The following is an 18649-nucleotide window of genomic DNA, read 5'->3' as shown; positions in this document are numbered from 1 at the left end:
TTTAAAATGTTTTTAAAAAGGTCTATTTGTCATGCGCTTTTTTAGGCTCTTGCTTACTATGCTTGCTTATCATTACAAGTCTCCCTATATATTACATTTGGGATTTATTGTTTATCGAATACACTCTATTCAGCTACCTCAAAAAAAAAACCATGAAGACCCCTCTCTTGAGGAAGATAAACCTTCATGGTTTTCATCTTTGAAATTTGTAGTTTTAATAGAAATTAAGCCCCAAGCAGGTTCCAGCTGGATAATTGGATGACTTCGGTCATCCAGCATTCCTAATTGTTATACAGTATTTCGCTAATTAGCATGTAAAATCCTTCTTTACCGGGGAAAAACCGAATACCTTTTCCCTCAAGGCATGGAATTTATCACTCCGGTAGCGGAGAGCCAAAGGCATCACCATTACTAAAAGAGGTCAGAAACAGTTGCAAAATTTACCTTCGGTTCGCACGAGGTGCTTGCCCTGGTTGAACTGGGGATAATCACTCCGTTCGTTTCTGAGACTGTTGTGAGTGAAGCATTCCGGAAATTGCAGAAGAAGTTGCCCGGTTGCGTGGACCACTTCTACACATTGTTTAAGGCATTGCCCTTTAAAATAGCAGGTCCTGATGATTACGATCTGGAACGGGCCAAACCGTTGATTAACGAAAAGGACGCCCCCATAATGGCGGCGGCCATGACAGCAAAGATGGACTGGTTGTTAAGTTTGGATAAGCACTTCCTGAATGAAGACTGGAAAGGGAAAGTGAATTTCGCAGTCAGTACACCCGGGGATTTTTTACAGGAGCTGGTATCCCTTTTGAAGGAAGAAAGCTGAGCGCCACCATCTCCCGGCGGGTGTTTAAGAAAAAGGCGCCGCAGGCCACCAGGGCTTCAATAGCAGGCTTTTCCGCGCTCGGGCCGGGCAGAACCACCCCGGGCTGTTACAACGGTACAATTACAGGAATGTTGGCCAGCCTTTCCACTGCTACCGGAACACCGTAGACGCCGGCGATGTTTTCCGGAGTCATGACTTCCATCCCCCCGCAGGCAAAGATGGTCCTGTTCTTCAGGAGCAGGAATTTATCGGCAAACCGCAAAGCAAGGTTAAGGTCGTGCATCACCACCACCGCCGCAATGTTTTGTTCCCTGACCGCTCTTTTCACCGTTTTCAGAACCTCGAATTGATTTTTTAAATCCAGGTTGCTGGTGGGTTCGTCCAGCAAAAGAACCCGGGGCTCCTGGGCCAGGGCCCTGGCAATGACCACCTTTTGCAGTTCTCCCCCGCTCAATTCATCCAGGTAGCGCAGGGAAAACTCATCCAGGCCCAGGATGCCCAACACATTCCGGACGATTTCCAGGTCTCTTGCGGTTGTACCCCACTTGATGTGGGGTTTCCTGCCCAAAAGCACGGCGTCAAAGACCGTAAACCGGGTGCTTTCGTATCTTTGCGCCACGTACCCCAGGCGGCGGGCAACTTCCCGGCGGCTGAGCACAAACAGGTTTTCTTTTTCAATGAGAATTGTCCCCGTTTGCGGCTTTAAAATTGTATTCAAGCACTTGAGCAGGGTGGACTTCCCGGCGCCGTTGTTGCCCAGGATAGCAAAAAATTCCCCCCTGTTGACTTCAAATTTGATATCCCTTAACACGGGCCGGCTGTTGTAACTGAATTCCACTCCGTCTACCGATAAGATCATCTTTTGCCGTACCCCCTGGAAAGAAGATAAAGAAACAGGGGGGCACCCATAAAGGAGGTAATCGCCCCCACCGGCAAAACAACCGGGGAAACAATGGTCCTTGCCAGGGTATCGGAAGCAAGCAGCAAAAGCCCTCCCATTACGCTGGAAGCCGGGATTAGAAAGCGGTGGTCGCCGCCCAGCACCCTTCTCATCATATGCGGGCCTACCAGGCCGATAAAGCCGATGATACCCAGAAACGATACAGTTACCGCCGTGACCAGGGAAGCCACGAACATCCCGGTCAACCTGATTCTCTCCACATCAACACCCAGCCCTTTGGCCGTCTCCTCCCCGCCGTCCAAAGCGTTGTAATTCCACCGGTTGACCATAAAGTAAAGCAGCGCGGCACCGGTTACCGCAGCCATGATTTCCAGATCCCGCCAGGAAGCCCGGCCGATGTCGCCGAAGGTCCAGAAAACAATCGAAGCCACCTGCACGTCGCTGGCAAAAAACTGCAGGATAATGGTGGCGGCTGAAAAAAGGGAGCCCAGGGCCACCCCCGCCAGGACCATCGCTTCGGGAGTGACCCCCCTGACCTGGGCCAGGAATAGGACCACCAGGGTCGTTGCCATCGCCCCCACAAAGGCGGAAATGGTGACCAGGTAGGGGTTGTTGATAATGACCGCATCAGCGCTGGTGCTGTGGGTGCTCCCCGCCCCCAGGGCAATGATGGCCACGGCGGCGCCAAAGGCCGCTCCCTGCGAAATACCCAGGGTGAAAGGGGACGCCAGGGGGTTGCGCAAAAGATTTTGCATCACGCAACCCGCCACGGAAAGGCCAATTCCGGCAGTAACCGCCGCCAGTATCCGGGGCAACCGGATATTCCAGATAATGATATTTAACCTTCCCTCAGCTTTGCCCAGCAGCGTCAGCAGCACCTGGGCCGGCGAAAGCTCCGCCGACCCGGCGTTGATGGCGTAGATACCCAGCAGGGCGGTTAAAAGGACAAGCAGGTAGATGATGAATATTTTTCTCCGGGTATACCTCAGATAGCTTCTCGGGATGTTTTCCATTGCTAACTGACCCATTTTTCTATCTCCTCAAGTATTACTGACCGGCAAGATCCAGCTTTTTAAATCCACCGTAATCTTTCGCCATTTGTTCATATACAGGTTTGCCCAAAAGGAACTGGTAAATCTCATCGGCTTTTTGGGCCGGGTCGATATCCTTAAATTGTTCGGGGTAAATCACTTTTCCGGCGTAGTAGGCGTCGGCAATGGCGGTGCCGATGTTTGTGGTGTAGTAATTATAAGGAATCTGGCCGTAAACCCGGCCTGTTTTGACCGCCTTCAGGGACTGGTAAAACTGCGGGTTTTTCTTGTAGTCTTCCCGCACCAGGGAGAAGCCCCCTTCATCGATGAAAATGATATCGGGGTCCCAGCTCAGGAGCTTTTCCTTGTCGATCATGACACTTCCCGTTTTACCCGTTTCGTCAACCACATTCCGGGCATTGACAGCTACAAAGGGCGGGTATTTGGCCTGGGTGCTTTCGATGCCATGCACTCCCTTCATGCCCAGGGCGCCCACGTAGACTTTGGGCTTTTTGTCTTCAGGGATATCCTTCGTCCTCTCATGCAAGTCCTGCTGGCATTTTTGCAAGTAATCAACCACTTCCCGGGCCCTTTCCTCATTGCCGGTAATTTTACCAATCAGCTCAAGGGACTGGTAAACATCCTTGTCAAAGGTGGCCAGCCTGCCGTAGCTCAGCACCACCACCGGAATGTTCGTTTTGGCCTGCAGTTCATCTGCCCGGGACCTGTCTACCAGGTAAGAAACAAAAATTACGTCCGGCTTGGCGCCGACCAGCTTTTCCGCGTCCGGAGTGGAATCGGGCCCTCCCTGGCCAATGGTGGGCAAATCCTTTAATTCGGGATGGGCCAAAATATACGGCCGGCCGGTGGGCTGTTGTTTTTCCAGGTTTTCCACGCCCACCACCTTATCCGTGCCGTTGACATAGCAAACCAGCCGCAACGCGCCGGGGCCGATGGCCACCACCTTGTTTGCCGGAACGGGAACCTCCACCTGCCGGCCGGCCAGGTCGGTGACAACGGCTTTCTGCGGCGCCGCCGTATCCTGCTCGGGCGTTTTGGCGCCGCACCCACCCAGGACAACCAAGGTAACCAGCAGGGCAACGAGCAGGAACCCCGCCTTCAGCACTTTTGTCCGCATTTCTTTCTCCTCCCGTTTTTAAATGTACTTAATGTAAAAATCTCGCCGGCACCTGACGGTTCCTCCGGGCTGTCTCCTCCCCGAAAGCACCGCCTCATATCCCGACGGGGGTACAACTCCTACCCGTTCTCGCCAGTAAAAGCAGGAGCTTCATCCTTTTTACTCAGGAACATTTCTGCGTAATCTGCATACCTGCCTGCAAAAACCGGACGGGTAAACCACATCCCGTGGTCGCCAAGCATTACGGACATCGGTTTGGCCCGCTCGTAGTCCATCTCCCCGGCTTCATTGAAGAAGCGGTCATCTGCCTCCAGGTGCACTACCTTACCAATGACCAGAGAATAGTTTTTCCTGCTAATCTCTTCCACCAGCGTACACTCCACCAACGCCAGGCAACCTTCAATCCCGGGCGCTTTAACTTTTTGAGAAGGGCGAGGTTTTAAACCGGACTCTTTAAATTCGTCCACTTCCGGCGGGTAATTTTTGGAACAAATCATTACTGCCTCAACCAGATCGACAGGCGGCACATTAACCACAAATTCCCCTGTTTCCCGGATATTATTTAAAGTATCCCGCTTGATCCAGGAAGCCAGAATTATGTCATCAAAGGGCCTCAAAATCGGGGTAATATTGGACCAGGGAGCAATATTACGCACTCCATCTTTTCCCACTGTAGAAATCAGCACCACCGGCAGCGGCATCACCTGTTCCCTCTTGCGCGGCGCCAGAATCATCCCTTCCCGCCTCCTTATTATGTATGTTTAAAATTTCAAGGATCAGTAATCACCATTTGGTCAAAAGTTCCCTTGTTTATTTTCCTTATCCCTCTGCCGTCAAGGCATCCAGCACCTTCATAGCTTCTGTAGCATAAGCAACGGCAGGTCCGCCACCCATCATTATGGCTACGGAAATAGCCTCTAAAATCTCCTTTCTGCTGGCGCCCATCTGCAGAGCTTTAGCTACATGATTGGCAATGCAGTAAGAACACCTAATGGCCACGGCAATGCCAACCGCGATCAATTCCTTTTGCTTTGCCGAAAGCGCTGCGTCGGAAACAACCGCCTCGTGTAGCTGGTGAAAATTCTTTATTACCTCCGGCAACTCTTGAGCCAGCTTTTCCAGATAGGTGCTTAAGCCTTCACCATTCTTTTGTGCTTCCATTCTAACCACCTCCGTAAATACTCTCAGGCGCAGGAAATGCAGACCCGGCTTGCTCCGGCGCCCACACTTGGCCCTGAATACTACCGCCACCGGCTCCACAAACTACACGGGGTCGAGGCTCAACTAAACCGGGACAATGTTTTAAGAATCTTAAAATGAGAGTGAAGCCAGCAACTCCTTTACCTGTTCCCGATAGTTTCCCGCCGACAGCGGATTGCCTACCAGGTTGGCTTTCGTAATTTCCGGCGCAAAGCCAAACGCACCCCGCACCAGAATCCCTTTCGTGGCCAGCTCCTGCCGTAGAAAAGGTTCCGTTGCGGCATCGATCTTATTTAAAACGACCACAAAATCCTTTCCTGCCTCCGCCGCCAGTGCTTTTGCCCGGTCGGCCAGCAGGATCGCTTCGTGCGAGGGATCAACCACCATCACCACCAGGTCGACACCCTCTACAACTCCCCGGCCGAAATGCTCCACCCCTGCTTCGGTATCCACAAGCACCCACTCGTCTTGATCAACCCGCAACTGCTTTAAAAACGAGCGGGCCACCGCCCCCATGGGACATGCGCAACCTTCCATGCTGCGCTCAATTTTACCAATACGCAGGAAGCGTAACGGCCACTCCCCACCAGTACACTCCGGGGGCAAACTGGCCAGGCTTAAGCCGTCCTCGAAGAAGCCCGCGTTTTCGTCGCTCTTTTGCTGAATGGAAGCCAGCAACTTCTCGCGCACCGCCGGTTTACCGCCCAGGCAACCCATTAAAGTCATCACCGGGGTGGAAAGGCCCAGCATTTTATGCAGGCCCAGGTTTGATTCGTCAGTATCCACTACCAGCACCTTTCCCCGTTCAGCAAGCACTTTTGCCAGCAAGGCAACCAGCGTACTCTTGCCGCTGCCGCCACGACCGCAGATCATGATTTTTGGCATCGCAAAACCCTCCCATCCTGTATTTTCCGGAAAATGCAAAAAGACCCCCTGCCCGGCCTTCAGGTCGGCAAAGGGTCTTCCTGACCCAAATTTTATCGTCCTATTTCTTGTTTCATGATAATAAATATTTTACATACGAAAAGAAAATCATGCAACATAAAAAATTTTTTACAGCTTAATTTTTCACATACGTACTTTTATCCGAAAAAAGCAACTTTTGATTTCCAGGGCAGAAGTACGGTAGCCAGGGCTTCAACCGGCAGGCGACCGTCCCATTTTATCAGGTCTTTCGCAGGGATAGGCTTATGTGGAGCTGTACTTGGATTTACTTTTTAAACCAGCCGATGCGTGCCCCGGAAACACTATCCACATCGGAAGAATACGGCTTTATGTCTATAAGCGGGCTCCCGTCCAGCGCGTCAACCCCACGCACCAACAGGCGGTTTTCCTTCACCTCCAGCAGTTCCGCCACACAGAAGGCAACGGGGTTGGGCCGGGAAGGTGAGCGGCAGGCAAAAACGCCGCGTATTTCCGGGCCGAAGGGCGTTCTTGTCCGCAGCTTGTCCCGGCGCGCCAGGTGGCACCAGTAAAGCACAATCAGGTGGGTTACCTGTTCCACATCTTTCAGACCTTCCATAAACTGGGGGTAAATCTCCAGCTCCGCCGTCCGGTCGGATAGACGCCCCTGGTGCGGCGCCTCGCCGGGCGCCCGGTAAGAGCTGTGGATTACCCCAATAGGAATTAGCTCCAAAAGAGATCACCTTCTTTAAATCAACTTGTGAACACTACGGCTCAAAAAAAATAATAAAGCCACGGACCCATTTTCTCCTAAAAAGGGCACCCGGGCCTCCGTGGCCGTTTATTTTTACCTACCCTTATGTGACCTACTAATAACCGGTCTGTTTCATTCCCGTCTTCGCTTCGGGGTTAAAAATACGTGACTTTCGTTCATAACCCATCCTACCAAATTAAAGGGGAAAAGTCAATCTCGCATTGAATTACCCCTCCCTTCGCTCCGCAAAAGGCACGAGCTTCTTGGGCGAAACAAATTCGTGGGTTTCCGGCTTCATCATACCGGGAGTGATATTAATTCTTTAACGCCGGGTATTTTTTCAAAATGTTTCTGGTTATTGGTCAGTATTACCAGGTCATGATATTCCGCCACATAAGCAATAAGGAGGCCAAAAAATCACTGACTGTATGTTACCAAACTTTTTATCCTGGACTAATAGCATCAAATTAAATTGGATTAGTCCGTCCGTCAGTCCATCAATCATCAATCCACAGAGGTAAAACAAAAAAGCCAGCAGCTTTAAAGCACACCGGCCGTTAAATTTATCCACCTCATGGAACTACAGTGAAATATTCTCACGGTAGCGCCAACACTTCTTGTAAGCCAGGATATCCGCCCTTGCTTCAAAAAGCTTTTCCTTGTAAACCTTGGCAAACCAGGCTCTTCTATTTAAGACTGGCGGGTAATCCCTGCACTTGTCAGCAACTTTACATATAGCCTCGATCATCTCCTCCTTCCCGAATTCCAATTTTCCGGCTATCTCAAGAGCTAACGGCAGAAGGTCAATAAAACCCGTCCTTACAAAATAGTACTCCAAACTCGATCTCTTGGCCTGTCCGTCAGTTCCGGTAGGGTATAATCCGTGTTTCATCAAAAGTCCTCCATCATGATTATTTATCCAGCAACCGGCCTAATTGGACAGATGAGGCCCCAGGGTTTTACATACCTGGGCGAACAATTCTTCCGTTACCACCTTTGCGCCATCCAGGCAGACCTGGTTCAAGCACTCCTAGGCAAACCGGTTGACCAGCCGCGGTATCCCTTGAGAGCGGCGGTAGATAGCCTTTTTGGCAGCTAATGTGAAGACATCATCTTTGCCGCCCGCCCTCGTAATTTGCCAGTCGATGTACCCGATGGTTTCTTCCTCGGACATTTCCCCCAGAGTAGCCCAAACTCCGATTCTCTGGGCCAGCGGGATCGTGGCCGGCAGCTTTAGAGTGGAGGCCAGGGCGGGCTGGCCGAAGAGCACCAGGGTGACCAGCGGCTCGTGCCGGACCTGGGCGTTGGTTAGAAGGCGTAGCTCATTCAAGCAAGACGGCGTTAAAAGGTGTGCCTCGTCGATCAAAAGCAGGTTGGGCCGGTTGGACTCCAGAAAGGAAAAAGTCAACAGGTCGACCACCTTCATCGCGTCGGCGCCGAACCAGGATGTGTTGACGCCGAGCGCAGCGGCGATAGCGCGGTACAATTCACGCGTTTTGGCCTGGGGGATCGGGATGTGGCGTATGCCATTTTTTTTGCCTCCTTCAAACAAAAATGGTTTTAACTTTTAGCAGGTTAAGACTTTGCCGCAATTCTTAAGGCATCGGGGAAGCCGGAAAGGTCGCTTGCCGGGTGACTTTCACCCAGAAGCCTGCCCACGGTTTGTCTTACCAGTTCCTCGCTGAAAGGGCCGTAAGCCCGCCAGGCGGTGTGGATCAAAAGGCGTTCGTGGGCGGCGAAGCTTCTCTTTAAAAGCCTGGATAAAAGGTGGGCAAAACCGCCGGCGTCAAGCGCCGTACCGTTATCTTTGGCAGGGTCGGCTCCAGCTGGAGGATTGACCTTTGTTCGATGGTGGGAGGCGGAGTGTGGAGCAAGAGTTCGGTTTCTAATTTCTGATAGATATGCTGAAATGCCTTTTCCACCTTTCCCTTGGCAGCAGCATCTCTTACCTTGGTGTGGGTTACCCGGCAGCCGACCAGCGCGGCTGCTCTTTCCAGGGACTTGCCCATATAAGGGCCACCCCGGTCCACGTACAGGACGTCCGGCACGCCATAAAGAGCTATCGCCCGGCGGAAAAGGAGCATTACCACCTTTTCCGTTTCCTCCAACACATAAGAAAAAGCCGTGAAATAGCGGGAGTGGTCGTCAACGAACAGAACCGGCCTGGCCAGTACCACCTGTCCCGGGTTGGTCGGGTCCTGGACATACAAATCAGGTCCCTTTGTATCGGCAAGCCAGATGCTCTGCGGGTGGGGCGCCTCATAGGAAAGCCTCACCTTTGCGGAGCCGTTTTCGCGCCTTGCCCGCACAAGCGTTCTCCGGTCCAGCCCGGCCGACCGCAAAAAACGGGTGATAGTGGCAGTTGATGGAACCGGGCCTTGACTTGTAATATCGTGGGCCATCAGTTCTTCCCGCAGTTCGGCCGCGCTGCGGTACGGGTTATCGTGACGCCAGCGCACCAGGGCCTTTTTTTGGGGCTCGGTAAGTTTGCGGAAAACCCCCCGGTCACAGCGCGGCCTGGATAAAAGTACACCGGCCCGGTCGTCTGTTTCCCGGTATTCCTTCAGCCACCGGTAGATCGCGGAACGGCTTAACGTTTTCTTGCGTGAATAGGGAATGTCGAACTCTTTTTGGGTAAGCTCCTCTATCTTTTGTGCCCGCTCTTGTGGCGCAAGGTCTTTCAACATCAGGACAATGGCCATTTTAAACGCCTTTTTGTCCAGCCGTTCATGATACAAACGGTGCACTGAGATAAATACCCCCCTCTCGTTTTCATCAGCCATACCCCGGCCGAAAGTTTTTTCAAAAGGCCTCATTTTCTACTGCACTTTGCCATGGACAAGCTCGTTGAGAGCTTCCACCATTTTAAGAAAAATCCGGTATTGCCTGTCCGGCCATCAGCCGGGGGGCGTCTTTTGCCCCCGTAAAAACCCGGTTACGTCTTCAATGACGAGGATGCACCGCTTCAGGCGGTCTGTGACGTAAGCCCGCGCCTGGTCGTTGCCCCGGGACAACCGGGCCAGTTCCTGGGCTACGCGGGGTTTCAACCTGCCCAGGCCAAGTTCCTCCATGATCTGCAGGTCAAGGACGGTTAAGAGTTTGAGCCGCCGGCTTACCCAGGACTTGCTGCACCCCCAGAGTACACCCGCCTGTTCCATCGTAAAGCCGCCTTCCCTGATAAGGCCCGCAAGAAGACGGGCCTCTTCGATAGCACAAAGCCCCCGGGTGAGCAGGTTGGACGTACAGTAAATCACCAAGGCGGTGCGGTCGTCACACTGCTGCACCCGGCAGGTAACTTCGGCCCACCGTAACCTGCGCACCGCCCTTAACCGGTAATGGCCGCTTAAGATCTGGTATCGTCCGCCCTCGCAAGGCCGGACCAGGATGGGCTCCAAAAGCACTGTCTCCTTGATGGAAGCGGTCAGCCCGGTCAGGTGTGCCTGGTCGTAAAACCCTGTGCTAAAGGGATGGTCGACCAGCAAATGGCACGGTAAACGCAAGACCCTTCCTTCCGGTGGCCTTTCATTGACTGCTAAACCTTTTTCATTGTCCATTCAATCCCTTCTTTATGAGATAGTTTTGAGCCGGTAACTGTTTCTCCCGGTCAAAGCTATCTTATCAAAGGAACCTTACTGCCAGGTGTTTTTTTATTTTCCTTCAGGCGGCTATTCTTTTCTCTACGGGGTTTCGGCTGTACAACTCCGGCAGGGGTCTATTCCATCCGGCAAAAATGTGGTTGAGGCTATCGAGGTGGTGAAGGAAAAAATGGTGGAACTTAAGGTTTTCTGCTTTGCCGGGCAAGATCTCGGCGACAAGGCCGTCTCCCGGGCCTGGGTGTGGGTGAAAAGGGACTTGGGTAAAGCCCATTCCTTGCCTTCGATGAGGGTGACGGATTTGCTTTTTCTTAACTTATAAGACGGCAGGTAGCGCCGGCGCAAGTCCTCCAAAAAACCGTCGTTTTCCAGAAGCTTGCCCATCCTGTGCGCCGCCATGTACAGGGTACTGTGGGCTATTTTGTCTTTTCCGTCATAAAATTTTTCGGGCAGGTCCCGCCACGTCTAACTGGATGTTTCATAGGCAAAGATGGTAAAGGCAAGGGCGGGCAGAGTTAGTGTGGTGCCCTGCAGTAAAAAGGATGGTATTACTTTTATTAACTCTTTGCATACTGAACAGCGCAATACCGGCAGGGGTAAGCGGATCAGGTATAAATTTACCTGGTTCCAATTACCGTACACCCAGTCCCCGGGAATGTATATATGCCATCGCCAAACAAAGCTGCTCCCTTTATATTCAAGGCTGTTTAGGGAGGCGCAAAAGGGACATTGGCCGATTTCTTCGCCGATATTTTCAAAATTTTTGTTGAACCAGTTATTGCAAACTGGAGCGAAATATGTTATTTTGTTCATGATTTGTTTGGGAAAGCCCTCTCAGTGTGACTGTCAGGTCTATAAAGGTCGAGAGGGCTTTTATTTTTTTAGATTGGTTTTCAGTATTTTCTATGCGATGTTAATCTTGGATCCGGCAAGTAGCCGGCTCAAAAAACCGCAAACACTTGAAAACAAACAACTTTTTTCTCCATAAACCTGCAAAAAAAGAGGAACACCTTTCCTAAAAGAGAAATTGGTAAATAGCCATAAATACCAAAACAAGGAAGGTGTCCTCTTGGTTATGGTATCACCCGTTTTGGTTGGAATATGCAGTGAAACATCAGCGCGTTTACCTAATATTGTTTCTACACCAGCAGTTTGAACTTTATTGATAAAATAATCTATTGCTTCCCGAAATTCTGCTTTCCCAGGGGGAATAGCTGCCAGCCGTAGCTGGCCTCCAAGCTTTTCTTGCTCTTCAACCAAAGTTACCTGATAACCCCTTTTCGCCATTACCCACGCAGCGTTTAGCCCTGCAGGCCCGCCCCCGACTACAACCACTTTGTCTTTATTCTCTACTTTTTTAAAGGCTAATTTAAATTCCCTACCTGCCCATGGGTTAATGGTGCATGTGAGCCCTTCTTCCCTACCGGCATTTATTGAATCAATACAACCTTGATTGCAACCTATACACGGACGGATATCAGCCTCTTTTCCTGCAAAAGTTTTTTGGACCCAATCCGGATCGGCTATGAGGGCTCTTCCCAAAGCAACAAAATCGGTCTTCTTTTCAGCTAAGATTTTCTCGGCCAATTCAGGCGTTTTGATGCGTCCAACAGTAATCACCGGTACCGGAACAACTTTCTTTATATTTTCTGCCAACTCGACAAAACAGCCTTGAGGTTCTACGCTTGGGGGAACTATAGAAGGGTATGAACCGTATACTCCCGCAGAGACATTTAATACATCGACTCCGCTTTCCAATAAAGCTTGAGCTGCTTCTTGGGCATCTACAAAGGTCATCCCACCGTCCATAAAGTCCATCCCACCGTCCATAAAGTCACTACCGTTTATACGGCAGCTAACTAGAAAATCCCGCCCTAGTTCGTTCTTAATTCCCTTAATAACCTCAATTAAAAATCGGGCTCGTCCTCTTTGCCCTCCTCCATATTTATCCGTTCTTTTATTAGTATTGGGAGACAGAAATTGACTTCCCAAATAGCCATGTCCACCATGAACTTCAACTAAATCAACACCCACGCTGGCTGCCCTGCGAGCAGCAGATACAAAGGCCTCAATTATTTCATCTATTTCTTCTATGCTCAATTCATGAGGCATTACTTTACTAACTGGTGACGGGATAGCAGAGGGAGCAACTGCAGGCAAATCGCCCGTAAGAATCTTTGATGTCTGCCTTCCGGATGTTGTATTTGAACTCCCACTGCGGCTCCTGCTTGATGGATTTCGCTCACTAATTGTCGCCATGCTTCAAGATGTGTGTCGGAAGCTAAGGACAAGTGACCTACCTTAACACCTGGGACAGGAACAACATATGAGGATTCAATGATCAGCAGACCAACTCCGGCTGCTCGTCTTTTATAGTACTGGATAATTCTATCTCCAGGATATCCTAACTCTGCTAAACCCGACCCCATGGGTGCCATAACAACCCTGTTACGCACCTCTAGCGTGCCAATCATTCCGGGTTTTGTTAAATATGAATATTTAACTATTCTGTTCACCTTCCTTCACTACCCTTCGTATAATGCCTTTAGAATCTTCTTTTTTATGAATCCCTTTTTTCTTGATCTTAAGCGTACGTACCAAAGAAAATTTCCAATTTACAAGATTCAGGGGCTTGACATATTACCGTTGGACTAATATTTCAAATTTTAAAGAAGCTCATCTTTACCTAATACCGTAGTTATTTCTTTTATTTATCCGTAAGCAAACCGTAGCATTACAAATTTTAGAATGCTAAGGAAATCAAGACCGGCTATGGAAATTCTACAACCCTTCAAACCAGCGCATAGTGCATGAAAAAGGCAAACCCGGAATTAAGCCACATCCATTAATCTCATGCCTTTCTCGTCGGTCCGGGGGTAAAATAGCTCTCATCCCAGGGGAGACGGAAACCGCATTCACAGGTCCCGTATCCGATAGTGCCGTCGCTAAGACGATATTCCATCCAATTCATGCTTGATAGAAAACCATCGATTGGGATCATATAATTAAAGTTAGGCTTGGCAGTGTATTCCCACAACTTGTCATTGCTGTCCCAAAGGCGATAGTGTAATGATTTTACGGTCATCCCGTCCTCGGAGAACTCGATATTATCTTCGACCTCGCGTAACTGCAACCACTTCTTGCCATCATAAACCATCTTCATGTAGTCCCTCTTGCCATTGGAGAATATTGTATGGCAAATAGCAACTGTTTGGCCGTTAGCGAAAACAGGCCAAGAAATCCTGTATAGGTACATAAACTCCCAATCGCATATACCCCAGCTGATATCACGAAAAGCAAAGCCGTCTACTATATCGGTTTTTTCTCCCCGTAAAATGAGTGTGCCGTTAAACCGAGTTGGTCCTTCTAAATGTGCGTAGTAGGGCTTTTCACTTGTTTCCCCATAGTAACCGCAATGGCGTCTGCCATTGGCGCTGTGGCTTCAAATGTCAGGCTAAGGGATGATTGATCAAGATCGGATGAGTACTTGGGTTATTATCTTTCGATACATGACGCTCTTCTGCTCCGGGATACGTTAATTCCATCTTAAAATCCCCTTTCATAATTTTTTTGCTGGTCAAGTAATTAACCTGCACATTATTATCCAAAAATGATTTACCATTATATCCCATCGTTTATGTCAATAACTGAACTCTGCCTAACCGAGCACAAACTGCAACGACGACTGCCTAACAGTAATGGGATCAAGAGGACATTTCATTTGCCCACCCTTTCTTTTTTTGCAATTTTCCCCCAAACATACAAAACCCCTGTCAATCAAGAAATTTTGGCTGACAGGGATTTTTTAAATCCAAATTAATTTGACCGAAGGTGGGATTGCTGGCCTAAATTAAAGTGATTGGCAACAACAGGATGCTAGAAATTTATCAGAGTTTGCTTTACTGACTTTCCTATCAATACCACACTTCCTCTAAATTCAGGTATTTATATGATCAGGCTTATGCCGGTGCTCTTCTTTAGTATTTTTTCAGTGCAGAGAATTGCCGAACTTGCAGCTGTATCCATTGCTACGCCCCAGCCGCGAACGGTATCTCCAACGAAATATAGCCCTCTGACGTTGGGAGCCTGTACATCTATTCTCTGCCTCCAGGCATTGCCCGGGAATTTCCCTGAGCAGTCGGTACTGGGAATTATGCCATCACCCTTCCAGAGAATATCTTCTTTTTTGAAGTGAGGGTGCATGGAGAAGATTTCATTCCACAAGTTGTTTATTTCCTTTTCATAGATGGATGGCCTTTCCCTGCAAAGTGCAACATATGAGCGCGGCAATACCGGACCGTATTGGAACAGATGCTTGTCTTTGCCCATGCCATGGATCCAGTTAGTGGGCTGAGACAACCACCTTACATAGCTGGGCCCAGTGCTATTTATTGGCTCTTTACAGGACACCAGTACCGCTGTCTTATAATTATTCAATGGCTTGCTGCTCACGCAGGTCAAACCCAGGCTGGCACTTGGCGCGATCTGAGAATGCTCTTCATTGAAGCGAACGCGGTCAACGAACCACCTCGGAAAATTCTCCTGGTTTGTGAGTTTGAAAATATCCCAAACAGGGAGATTGCTAACTACAATTGGGGCTTCAATCTTTACCAGAGCGTCGGCAGATTCTGCAGATACTCCTTGCACAACACTGTCTTTAACGACGATCTCTCGAACCCATACGTTAGTCCGTACGCTGCCACCTGCATCAGTTATTACTTTGGCCAGAGCTTCATGTATTACATTCATAGCGCCGTCTCTGGGATAGATAGACCAGCCTTTCTCCCTGAGTCCTGCGCCAACGCAACGAAGTGCTTCACCCGCAGAAATATTTGAGGTATACTCTTCGGTCATAGGTATGTTGGCTAACAGGGCAAGAAAGTCATATATATCACGGCTGCTGGTATGTGCTTTTATCCAATCGCCCCATCCCATCAAGTCGTAATCTTCTGCTTCTTCAATGGTAGTGTCATGAATGAGCCTTAATATATCCATCAGTTCTGCCCTGTCTTTCTGTGGGATATACTCAAAATTTGCAAAATCGTTTATCTCGCCCGGAACCTCGAAGAATTTCCCATCATGATAAATCACAAAATTGGGATCAAGTGGTATCATAGGGATGTCCTGCTTCACTGCCTCCAGCACATGCACCAAATGACCGTTTTTCACAATTCCGTGAAATCCCAATTCAGTATAGATTCCCTTAATCGGAATACTGACAGCTCTACCTCCGAGACCTTTTCTTCCCTCTAAGAGAACGACCTTTTTCCCTTCTTTTGCCAGCAAAGCACCAGCGCATAACCCTCCTATTCCTGCACCAATAATAACAACATCATACTTTTCGGCCATTTTGCTCCTCCTTTAAAAAATTGTACTTTCCACCTGTTAATACCTTAATCAGCCATAGTATCTTGTTTAGTAAATCACAGCAAGGACTATGCCAAACTTATCAAAAGTCAAAAGAGCATTTCATTGGAAGATGTATCCTTATTTCGGCTGCTTGTTATCGCCCCTTTATAAAACATTACATAAATGCAAACTACGCTGTTCTATTAAACTTTAAGCAAGCTCTCTGCCCTGATAAATAATTAGACATAACTACTGCCACGAACTATAACATTCTGCTCATTTATTGAATTGGTGCAATTATTCTTGCAAAAAGGCAAAAAGAATTATTCCGCAAGAAATTGATAACGAACTCGTAGATTTGCAACGTCTGCTGCTGGTGGTGAATCACCTGCCAGATGAAGAACCGATGCATCCCATAACACAACCTGTAAAGAAGCAGCTCTAATAGTATTTTTTCTTCGGCTTTAAAACGACGTCACAGATTCAGTTTAATGAAAATATAACCTTCTGGTCTCCCTCTTCTCTTTTAATAACTTGTTTTTCCTCTAAATCTCTCAAATGGGCAAGCGCTTCCAACACCGCACACATCTTTTGTGTATCCGGATAAAACTCCCACGATCCGTTTAAATCCCATTTCACCTCTACCGCCACTTGGTAAGCGGTTTTACCGCCTTTTCTCAGGATAGCGAACACTTCATCAGATCTGGTCACGCAGTGATCTTTAAGCTCGAGAATCCTTTCACGGTATCTCATCTCATACTATTATTTTCCTTTAAATACAGCCTTTCTTTTTTCAAGAAATGCCTGAAATCCTTCCCGATGATCCTCCGTTTGGATCATGAGAATCTCCAGATTTCTGGAGTAATCCTGTGAGGTTTCCATGTCCATATGTTGGGATCTATGCATGGCAACTTTTGTCATTGCAATTGCCTTTGTAGGTCCTTTCGCCAGTTTTTGCGCCAGACTTTGAACAGCGGAAGCAAATGCGCTTTCGGGTACCAGTATATCCACCAGTCCGAAGTGTTCAGCTTTCTTAGCATCGATAATATCCCCGGTAAACGCCATGAGTTTGGCCCTGCCGAGACCAACTAGCCTCGGCAGGAGGTAATTACCGCAGATTCCGGGAATTAACCCCATTCGAACGTAATACATGCCAAACTTGGCACTCTCCGAGGCAATCCTGATATCACAGGCCAAGGCCAAGTCTAAGCCCCCACCGCCGGCAATTCCGTTTACAGCGGCAATAACCGGTTTTTCCATAGAGTATATCAGGTTGATTGGCTCCGAGAATTTACGGCTATATTCCCGACACTCAAAGTGTGTCATTTTACTCATTGTGGCAACATCCAGTTCTACATCCCCGCCGGAGCAAAACGCCTCCCCCGCCCCCGTGATCACGACACATCTGACATCCTCATCTTTCGCAATTGACGAGAGTGCGAGAGTCAATTCGTCCATGAGTTCCGGTGACATACAATTGAATACTTCCGGACGATTTAGGGTAACCGTGGCAACTTGGTCTTCCCTGGTGACAACAATAAACTTGTATTGCTCATCCACCATTATTATTCCTCCAAATCTGTTTAACCCTTTACTTAGCCAGGGCAAGTTATTAATAAGGTAGAAATTCTCTTCCAAAGACATCGCGGACAATTACTATTTTACAAGCGTTAGCAGTCCCGTCACCGAGTTCCATTCCCATTACATCTCTGAGGCGTTGTTCCACAGGGTACTCTTGAGTATAACCATAATGACCGTGCAGAATTAAGCAATCGTGAATCGCTTCAACTGAGTACTGTGGGCCCATCCATTTGACCATGGCCGCCTCTTTACCGTGGGGCAACCCCTGATCTTTCAGCCAGAGCGCGCGGTAACTAAGCCAACGAACTGCTTCCAACTTGCTGAGATGTTCAGTAATCGGAAAGGAAACTCCTTCAAATTTTGCCAAAGGTTTTCCAAAAGCATGTCTTTCCTTAACATATTTAATCGTTTCTTCCAATGTGATCTGTGCCGCTCCCAGGCATCCCAGGCCCAAAAGAATGCGGCTAAATTCAAATCCTTTCATCACCTGTATAAAGCCTTCACCCTCGGCCCCAACAAGGTTTTCAGCCGGAACCTCAACATCTTCAAGGAAGATTGAGCCCCTGGTAACAGGCTTACTCCCAAGGTCCTTATATTTTTGGACAGTGATACCCGGAAGATTCATGGGAACTAAAAAGGCGCTGACACCTCTGGCTCCGGCTTCCGGATTGGTTTTGGCAAAAACTAAGGTGGCATCCGCGAATGTCCAGGATATGCCGGATTTTTCCCCATTTAAAACATATACTCTTCCCTTTTTCTCCGCTCTTGTTTTAAGTGCAACAGCATCGGTTCCGCAATGAGGCTCAGTAATCGCGAGCGCAACTATTTTTTCACCGTTTGCAATGCGGGGAAGCCACTCGGCCTTTATTTTTTCACTGGCACTTTTGTTTAATATCTCAGCCGCAAGTAATTGACTTATTACTGCTAAGGAACAGTTAAAATCTCCTTTGCCGAGTTCTTCCACAACAAGTCCGGCTGTGACGCAATCAACTGCCATGCCGCCATATTCTTCCGGTATTGTCATGCCTGGCAGGCCCATTTCAACCATTTTATTCCAGTGCTTACGCGGGAATTTCTCCTCCCGGTCCCATTTCATGTAGTCGGGCAAAAGTTCATTCTTTGCAAATTTTGCAATCACCTTAATTAATGTTTCCTGTTCTGCCGTTAATGAAAAGTCCATTGTTTGTATCCTCCTCATAATAGATGAAAATTAACAACGTATCTTTTTGGCGCGGCACAGATTGTTATGCACAAAAATTGCGTGGGCGTTCGCTGTCCCCAGGTTAGGATAGATCCCAAACCCAATGGACATAAACACTTCCCCGTGATTATCATTCACACTGAACCAGTACCGCTCATTCGCCTGCGGGTCAGAC

At 48.8% G+C, this 18649-nt stretch carries 19 protein-coding genes and 1 pseudogene; 1 reads left to right on the top strand and 19 read right to left on the bottom strand.

The genetic code is table 11. The features are described from left to right. Nucleotides 1-514 precede the first annotated feature (514 nt). Complete coding sequence (locus tag IT084_RS15370) at nt 515-823, top strand: hypothetical protein (RefSeq protein WP_195713772.1); 309 nt, start codon at nt 515-517, stop codon at nt 821-823. A 106-nt stretch (nt 824-929) separates the two neighbouring features. Here IT084_RS15370 and IT084_RS15365 read toward each other — a convergent pair whose 3' ends face one another. From IT084_RS15365 to IT084_RS15275, 19 genes and pseudogenes are all read right to left on the bottom strand, one after another. After that, on the bottom strand, nt 930-1682 hold the full coding sequence (locus IT084_RS15365; RefSeq protein WP_195713771.1) for an ABC transporter ATP-binding protein: 753 nt from the start codon (nt 1680-1682) through the stop codon (nt 930-932). After that, entirely contained in the window at nt 1679-2752 is a 1074-nt protein-coding gene (locus IT084_RS15360) for an iron ABC transporter permease (protein WP_195713770.1), read from the bottom strand. The genes IT084_RS15365 and IT084_RS15360 overlap by 4 nt, the downstream gene beginning before the upstream one ends. Nucleotides 2753-2771: 19 nt before the next feature. Further along, on the bottom strand, nt 2772-3893 hold the full coding sequence (locus tag IT084_RS15355) for an iron ABC transporter substrate-binding protein (protein ID WP_195713769.1): 1122 nt from the start codon (nt 3891-3893) through the stop codon (nt 2772-2774). Between the two features lie 119 nt (nt 3894-4012). Then, nucleotides 4013-4627 (bottom strand): flavin reductase family protein, encoded by a 615-nt coding sequence (locus tag IT084_RS15350; protein ID WP_195713768.1) that lies wholly within the window; start codon nt 4625-4627, stop codon nt 4013-4015. An 85-nt stretch (nt 4628-4712) separates the two neighbouring features. Beyond that, on the bottom strand, nt 4713-5054 hold the full coding sequence (locus IT084_RS15345; RefSeq protein WP_195713767.1) for a carboxymuconolactone decarboxylase family protein: 342 nt from the start codon (nt 5052-5054) through the stop codon (nt 4713-4715). Nucleotides 5055-5204: 150 nt separating this feature from the next. Beyond that, nucleotides 5205-5978, bottom strand: coding sequence for a nitrogenase reductase (locus tag IT084_RS15340; protein ID WP_195713766.1), 774 nt, complete (start codon nt 5976-5978; stop codon nt 5205-5207). 325 nt (nt 5979-6303) lie between these two features. Continuing rightward, nucleotides 6304-6729, bottom strand: coding sequence for a tRNA (N6-threonylcarbamoyladenosine(37)-N6)-methyltransferase TrmO (gene tsaA / locus IT084_RS15335; RefSeq protein WP_195713765.1), 426 nt, complete (start codon nt 6727-6729; stop codon nt 6304-6306). Nucleotides 6730-7330: 601 nt separating this feature from the next. Then, nucleotides 7331-7642: a hypothetical protein gene (locus IT084_RS15330; protein ID WP_195713764.1), complete on the bottom strand. Its 312-nt coding sequence runs from the start codon at nt 7640-7642 to the stop codon at nt 7331-7333. Between the two features lie 138 nt (nt 7643-7780). Further along, nucleotides 7781-8236, bottom strand: a complete 456-nt coding sequence (locus IT084_RS15325) for an ExeA family protein (protein WP_195713763.1) — start codon at nt 8234-8236, stop codon at nt 7781-7783. Nucleotides 8237-8498: 262 nt separating this feature from the next. Further along, entirely contained in the window at nt 8499-9497 is a 999-nt protein-coding gene (locus IT084_RS15320) for a DDE-type integrase/transposase/recombinase (RefSeq protein WP_195713762.1), read from the bottom strand. A 150-nt stretch (nt 9498-9647) separates the two neighbouring features. Beyond that, nucleotides 9648-10304, bottom strand: a complete 657-nt coding sequence (locus IT084_RS15315; RefSeq protein WP_195713761.1) for a ParB/RepB/Spo0J family partition protein — start codon at nt 10302-10304, stop codon at nt 9648-9650. Between the two features lie 123 nt (nt 10305-10427). Next, a complete protein-coding gene (locus tag IT084_RS15310) occupies nt 10428-10727 on the bottom strand; it encodes a hypothetical protein (RefSeq protein WP_195713760.1) in 300 nt (99 codons plus the stop codon). Nucleotides 10728-11246: 519 nt separating this feature from the next. Further along, complete coding sequence (locus IT084_RS15305; RefSeq protein WP_395879965.1) at nt 11247-12593, bottom strand: FAD-dependent oxidoreductase; 1347 nt, start codon at nt 12591-12593, stop codon at nt 11247-11249. Nucleotides 12594-12595: 2 nt separating this feature from the next. Then, nucleotides 12596-12772 (bottom strand): annotated as a pseudogene (locus IT084_RS19080) (hypothetical protein); the annotation flags it as partial. Nucleotides 12773-13194: 422 nt separating this feature from the next. Then, nucleotides 13195-13506, bottom strand: coding sequence for a hypothetical protein (locus tag IT084_RS15295; protein ID WP_195713757.1), 312 nt, complete (start codon nt 13504-13506; stop codon nt 13195-13197). Between the two features lie 782 nt (nt 13507-14288). Next, the gene (locus IT084_RS15290) at nt 14289-15692 is read right to left on the bottom strand and encodes an NAD(P)/FAD-dependent oxidoreductase (RefSeq protein ID WP_195713756.1); all 1404 of its coding nucleotides are present in this window, start codon (nt 15690-15692) and stop codon (nt 14289-14291) included. Between the two features lie 483 nt (nt 15693-16175). Continuing rightward, the gene (locus tag IT084_RS15285; RefSeq protein ID WP_195713755.1) at nt 16176-16445 is read right to left on the bottom strand and encodes a hypothetical protein; all 270 of its coding nucleotides are present in this window, start codon (nt 16443-16445) and stop codon (nt 16176-16178) included. 9 nt (nt 16446-16454) lie between these two features. Next, a complete protein-coding gene (locus IT084_RS15280; RefSeq protein WP_195713754.1) occupies nt 16455-17255 on the bottom strand; it encodes an enoyl-CoA hydratase/isomerase family protein in 801 nt (266 codons plus the stop codon). Nucleotides 17256-17304: 49 nt separating this feature from the next. Continuing rightward, a complete protein-coding gene (locus IT084_RS15275; protein ID WP_195713753.1) occupies nt 17305-18453 on the bottom strand; it encodes an acyl-CoA dehydrogenase family protein in 1149 nt (382 codons plus the stop codon). Nucleotides 18454-18649: the final 196 nt, after the last annotated feature.

Source organism: Desulfallas sp. Bu1-1 (assembly GCF_015594625.1).
Lineage (GTDB): Bacteria > Bacillota > Desulfotomaculia > Desulfotomaculales > Desulfallaceae > JADNRQ01.
The sequence above is the reverse complement of the archived record's forward strand: the minus strand, read 5'-3'. Positions and strand labels throughout refer to the sequence as shown.